Source organism: Spiroplasma endosymbiont of Megaselia nigra (genome assembly GCF_003987485.1).
In the GTDB taxonomy this organism is placed as follows: Bacteria; Bacillota_I; Bacilli_A; order Mycoplasmatales; family Mycoplasmataceae; genus Spiroplasma.
The window spans coordinates 1-6,214 of sequence record NZ_RCOO01000068.1 but is presented as its reverse complement, the minus strand read 5'-3'; the positions used below and the strand labels follow the sequence as shown (position 1 = coordinate 6,214).

General features: G+C 24.0%; 7 protein-coding genes and 1 pseudogene. 4 read left to right on the top strand and 4 right to left on the bottom strand.

Translation table 4 applies throughout. From position 1 onward, the window contains the following. The coding region (locus tag D9R21_RS07075; protein WP_158613877.1) for a hypothetical protein at positions 1-439 on the top strand (439 nt) is incomplete at its 5' end. A gap of 20 nt (positions 440-459) precedes the next feature. Here the strand turns inward: D9R21_RS07075 and D9R21_RS03980 are convergent. From D9R21_RS03980 to D9R21_RS03965, 4 genes are all read right to left on the bottom strand, one after another. Further along, complete coding sequence (locus tag D9R21_RS03980; RefSeq protein ID WP_126821191.1) at positions 460-2,556, bottom strand: hypothetical protein; 2,097 nt, start codon at positions 2,554-2,556, stop codon at positions 460-462. 141 nt (positions 2,557-2,697) lie between these two features. Beyond that, complete coding sequence (locus tag D9R21_RS03975) at positions 2,698-3,354, bottom strand: hypothetical protein (RefSeq protein WP_126821190.1); 657 nt, start codon at positions 3,352-3,354, stop codon at positions 2,698-2,700. 71 nt (positions 3,355-3,425) lie between these two features. Further along, positions 3,426-4,478, bottom strand: a complete 1,053-nt coding sequence (locus D9R21_RS03970) for a hypothetical protein (protein ID WP_126821189.1) — start codon at positions 4,476-4,478, stop codon at positions 3,426-3,428. A 30-nt stretch (positions 4,479-4,508) separates the two neighbouring features. Continuing rightward, a complete protein-coding gene (locus D9R21_RS03965) occupies positions 4,509-4,769 on the bottom strand; it encodes a hypothetical protein (RefSeq protein WP_126821188.1) in 261 nt (86 codons plus the stop codon). A 59-nt stretch (positions 4,770-4,828) separates the two neighbouring features. On the opposite strand from D9R21_RS03965, the gene D9R21_RS03960 reads away from it, so the two are divergent. The 3 genes and pseudogenes from D9R21_RS03960 to D9R21_RS03950 all read left to right on the top strand — a co-directional run. Continuing rightward, positions 4,829-5,104, top strand: a complete 276-nt coding sequence (locus D9R21_RS03960; RefSeq protein WP_126821187.1) for a hypothetical protein — start codon at positions 4,829-4,831, stop codon at positions 5,102-5,104. Positions 5,105-5,293: 189 nt separating this feature from the next. Then, the gene (locus D9R21_RS03955; protein WP_126821186.1) at positions 5,294-5,746 is read left to right on the top strand and encodes a hypothetical protein; all 453 of its coding nucleotides are present in this window, start codon (positions 5,294-5,296) and stop codon (positions 5,744-5,746) included. Continuing rightward, positions 5,742-6,214 (top strand): annotated as a pseudogene (locus tag D9R21_RS03950) (IS30 family transposase); the annotation flags it as partial. The gene D9R21_RS03955 and the pseudogene D9R21_RS03950, both read left to right, overlap by 5 nt.

The window sequence follows — 6,214 nt, the reverse complement described above, 5'->3', positions numbered from 1 at the left end:
AAAATTAGGTGTAATAACTGCTAATAACTTAGAAGATGTTGTAAGACAAGTTACAGGTAAAAAGATTTTATCTGATAAATTAATATTTGATTTTACAAAGCAGGCTAATAATGAAACTTTATTATATACAATTGGAAAATTAGCCCGAAATGATTTTTATAAAGGTTTTAAAGTTTCTAATTTAGAAACAATTAATAATTTATTAAAAATTGAGAAAAATATTCAAAAAATAAGTGATAATTATAAACTTGCACTAGTTCAAGATTTAGATTGGAATAATACATTTGATTTAACTATCCAAAAAAATAATTTAAAATGAATATTTTGGCATAAGGATATTCAATATTTTAAATCAGTATATCGTTGAAATTTATTAGATACACAAGAACCTAATTTAATTCTTGATGAGAATAATAATATAAAAGTTAATGGTGAATAAAAAAAAATAGTTATAAAAACCTATTTTTCTTTTAACCTAATATATGCACCTGCAATAGTATTAATTTCAAAATGTCCATTTGAATTCATACTAGTTAAATTACTGGCACCAATACCTCATAATTCATAATTAACTTTCATTTTTAATTTAACACCTTGATTGTAAAATGAAATTTGTGTTTTAAAATTATAACCCGCTAGTTTACCTCATGGATATGCTTCTTCTTCTAAATTAACAAACACACTATATCCACTTTCATTAATATTTTCAATTTTAATAATATGTTTTACTCCTAAGGATTTATTAATTCATTGAATAACCTCTTTACCATCAACAGTAGCTCATATTCTTACTTTTCCATCATTACCAAATTCAAATTCATCATAATTATCTTGAACTTGTTTTCATTCAGTCGCACCAAATTGAGAAAAATCAAATAATAAAATATCTTGTGAATATGTTTTATTATCAGGTGTAGCTCCCGATGGATTTCCTTTTGATAACATATCTAATTTACTATCTGCTTTATTTAATATAATTTGTACTGGATAAAAGTTAATACTTGGTGGTGGGTCTGGTAATTTAACAGGTCATTCGTGAACTATATCATCATCAATATATTGGTCTAAATAACTAAGTGAATAAAGAGTTAATCAATCTCGTACTGAATTATTATATAAAGATGTCGTTTGTAAACTAACAAAATAACTCATAATTGAATATGGATCATATAAATCAATATCATCAGAAAACATATAAATACGACATGCGGTTTTACCTAAATTATAAAAATCAATAGCATCAATTATGTATCTACCACCGCCAACAATATCAGTTAATAAATTTTTTCCTGTTTCCATTGTTGGTAATGATACACTTTCTTCATTAATTAAATAAATACTATCTTCATCATTAAATGATTGTGGTATCATAACACTACTAATTCAAGCATATTTATCAATCTCTGTTTTTTGACTTTTAGATCATTTTGAAACTTGTATTTTATCAGTTAAAGTAAATGCTCAACTTGTATTACTTGCACTAGCACCAATAATATCATTTACCTCATATTGGGTATTATATCTAAAAGCATCTAAGGGTATATTACCCTGATTTTTTGCTTGTGGACTAGTGCTATCTTCAACAATAGGTCAATAACTTTCATCATAAAATGTATAGTTTGCTTTACCTATAAATAAAGGAATTCCTGTCTTAATATTTGGATATAAATTATTAGTATTTTTATCTATTGTTTTTCAATAAATCGGGATTCCTAAACTTATTGCATTTAAAAATTTACCAACAATAGGAATATTTCTTTGAGTTCGTGCAATACTTTCTGTTATATCTATTGGCAAACTAATAATATGATTAACCATAACACTAAATAAATTTAACATATCTTTTAATTGACCACGATTTTTACTTGGATTAATAATGTTATGTCCAATATCAACATTATATTTAAAATAACCATTTGCTCGTACATCAAAATCTTTAATAACACTATTACCTTTATAATTTAAGGCAACATCTTTAACAGTTAAATTATTAGGATTAGTTGCTCGGGTTAATTTTCTATCTGTATTTAAATAACCTTCATAATTTTTTTTAATTTCTTGGTTAGATTGTGCTTGTTTTCTTTTTAATCAGTTATCATATTGACCATTGATAGCAGGAATCCCATTAGTTAAATAATAAGTTGTTAATGGTTTTGATGATTTTGTTAAACTATCAGCAATTGGCATTTTTAAATTATCAATAAATAATCTTCGTTGAGGATATACTTTTTCATTTCATTGTCCTAAATTTTCAATAGGGCGACCAAAAATAACTGGTGCAGTAAATCCATTATTACCTAATAAAGTTAATTGAATACTTTTAATTCCATTATCCCCAGTAAATTTTTCATTAATTTCATAATCTTTTGGAATACATAATTCATCTCATATTATTTTAGGTATTACATAACCTTCACCTGGTGCTGAAAATTGTACGAATTGTTGAATAGTTTGCCTAGTAGTATTAATATAATCTTTAACATAACTAAAAGTAATATTTCAATATACTAATTCATTTAAATCATTATATTTTGGTTGAGCATTTGATATAAACATTAATAAATTATCATCAACATCTTCTTTATCAGATTGTAAAGGAACTAAATAAAATATTAAAAAATCTTCTCTTTGAAAATTATAAGTAGTTTCAATCGTAATTGTACGATCAAGATATCAAGCATTATATTCACCAAAATATTATTCACCACCTAATTTAGAAAATTCAACAGTATCATTAATATTAACAATATGACATTTATAAGCATCACCTTTAAATTTTCTTTTAATAGCAAAATTATCTAATGCTTTATTAATTTTTTGTAAATTCATAACATAAACATTAAAACCATTTTCATTATTAATTTTTTCTCAAATATCATTAATTGGATAATTATTATCAGGTTCTTCTTTATTAATAAAAACTTGTTTTGTTGCATCTCATAAATAAGTTTTTTCAGTACTAGTAATATATAAATAACTAATTTTATCCGTTAAACTTTTTTTAAAATCATCAATAGAATAAGTAAATCAATCTTTATTATTTTGTAAAAAATCATAATTTAAAATATCAGGGATATGTCTAGATCTAATTTTAATTGCATTTTTTCATTGTGCAATAACTCCCTCTTTACCAGTAAATATTTGAGACATTTGTGTAAAGTTTTGTGGTACTCCATTATTAGGTTGAAAACCTTTATCAGTAATATTTACTAAACCAGTTTTAATGATAAATGGAAAAAAGAAATAATTACTTTTAATATCAATATCTAATTTAGTTAAATCAGATCTAACACTATTATCCATTATTCTTTCATTTAAGTTTTTAAAAATACTATTAATATTAGGTACTTGCATTATTGTATATCTCCTTTAATATCTTCTTCTCTTGTTTGATTTTCTTCTTCATCAATATAACTCATTTCTTGCTATAATTGTTCTTTTTGCTCTGTTTTAATTTCTTCAAACATCATTCGTGCTTTTTTATTTGTCACCTTATCTTGTTTATGAATTGCCTCAATATGAGTAATAGTTCGATTTGCAATTCTTTTATCAATTACATCAGCTTGAGTAATATCATCAACAATATCAATATCTATAAATTCTATTGTATAAGGTCTAACATTATCATTATTTGGATTATCATCATTTAAATTATCTCATTTACCATAATGTCTAAATATATAATCAAATAAACGATATAATTTTGGTAATCTTAATGCTCTTTTATTTTTTGTAGTTTGAATATCATTTTTACCATTCATTAAAGATTGAGTTTTATTAGTATAAGTTTCACCAGCAAAATTATCATAATCATAACCTGAACCATTAAATATCATTTTCATAGAATAGTCACTATCAATAGTTATTTCAGTATAATTTTGTTGAGCATGAATTAAACCAACACCAGTAGTACCAGTCATAGCATATTGTTGAACTGTGCTAGTAATAATAGCATCAGCACTTACTAATTCTTCATCGCCTTTACCATTATCAACAAGTGAATGAGTAGTATCTTTTTGTCCTATAAAATGAGTACGATTAATAATTCTTTCAATTCTTTTATAGTAAATATTGTCTTGGACATCTTTAATTAAATTAAATACAGGTAAGCAATCGGGGGCAGCATCTACTGTTGTTTTTGTACCATGCACTAATTTAGGTAAATTAATAAATTCAACAATAGGTAATATATCAATCCCAGTATCATATTCCATTGTAGAAACTGGTCTTAGTTTGCTTTCTAATTCACCGTAAGTTTGTCAAATTCCAATTTCTAAATCTTTGGCTGTATAATAAGTTATTTTTGCTTTTCTAGGATAAAATTGTACTCTTTGATATCACATATAATCAGATTGAGCAGGTAATATTCACATTTCCGCATATTGTTCTATTTCTGAATATTTAGCAATACGAACATTTGATCCAATTGGAGCAACATCAATCGTTAAATCTCCTGTTTGTGTTTTTAATAAATACATTACACTACGACCATATAAACTATTTGCTAATTAATTTTGATATAATTTAGAATAAACATAATTTTTCTCATATCATTCTTCTATTCAATCTTGTGTATCATCATTATCACAATTAAACATTAACCCCTGTCCAATAGTTAACGGAGCAGATTTTCTATTAGCAATAATTCAAGGAATATCAATATAATATTTTTGTTCTTGTAATATTTTATATTTTCCTGTTTCTAAATAACTTAAATATTCAGGCTTATTAATTAACTCATTAAAATTTATTTCTTGTTTATTATCCATTTTTACACCTCTTTTTGTTATCACCCATTATATAATCACCATAAGGAGAGTGTCAAAAAATGTGAAAATTATTAACATTAATTACTAGTATTTTAGAAAACCCAAAAATAGCATTAAGAATTATAAAATTATTAGAAAAATATGGTAATTCTAAAATAAAAGCAATTTTACAAAGCATTAAAGATATTGAACATCAATTAGCACAAATTCAATATTATTTAAACCCTAATATATTAAGTGATTTATTAGCAAAAATACCTAAAAGTTTAGAAATACAATTATTTAAAGATATTAGTTTTTTAGATAAAAATAAATATAAAGAAATTGTAAAATAATTAACTCCAACAGAGAGTAATTGAACTATCCTATCTAGTAGTTGATGTAAAAAAGGTTTTTTTCAAATAACTAATAAACAAAAATTAATAGGTAATTTAACTATTTTAATTCAAAGTGATAATGATAAACAAAAAAGATGATATGGACCTTATACATATCCAAAGGTACATATTCAAGTATGACAAGCAATGAAATCAGCAACTGGTAAAAATGGAACTGGGGCAGGGTCTGTATTTTGAAATATGTGATTACATGTATGATTACGCAGTGAATTAAGAGAATATGTAAATTGACAAATATATACACAACAAAATAAAGGTGGTGGAGATGTTAAATTAAGAGCAAGTCGTATTAATAAAAACCTATTAGAATTAAATAAAGAAATAAATCGTTATAGTAATAATTTTTACAATACAAAAGATGCTAAATTAAATAATCATAAACAATATATAGATAATAAAAATTGATTAAATCAACAGCGAGAATATGCAACTAATTTAAAAACTGGTTATCAAAAATTACATACTAAAATAATATCAAAACCAAAAACAATAAATATTTATAAAGAACTTAAAAAAGGAATTAATGTAATTAAAAAACCTTTAAACAAAATAAAAAAACCTTTTTTAGAGTGCACCTAATTTATCAAAAATAGCAAAAGTATTGGATAAAAGTCCTAACACAATCAGATTAGAAGTTAATAGACTTAAAGAAGATTACGATCCCGAAAAAGCAAATGATAATTATAAAAAGAAAAGAAAAAAATCTATTAAATATACAACAATTACAAAAAAAGTTGTAAATCATGTAAGGAAAATTTTAAGTAAAAAAAGTTATTCACCAATGTTAATTGTTTTTGAATATGAAAAAAAGTATAATGAAAAGTTTCCATTTTCACATGTGACACTTTACAAATATATTGAATATGGAGTTTTTGATGATGAAAATACTGAAATTAAGAAAAAATTACCATTTAAAGGAAAAAAGTTTAAAACAAAAAAGAGAAAAGATGATCGTGGTCAATTAACAAATATTAGATTTATTGAAGAAGCAGAACATGAAAAAGGGACTTTTGGTTGATTTCAAATGGATTGTATTGTTGGAAAAGA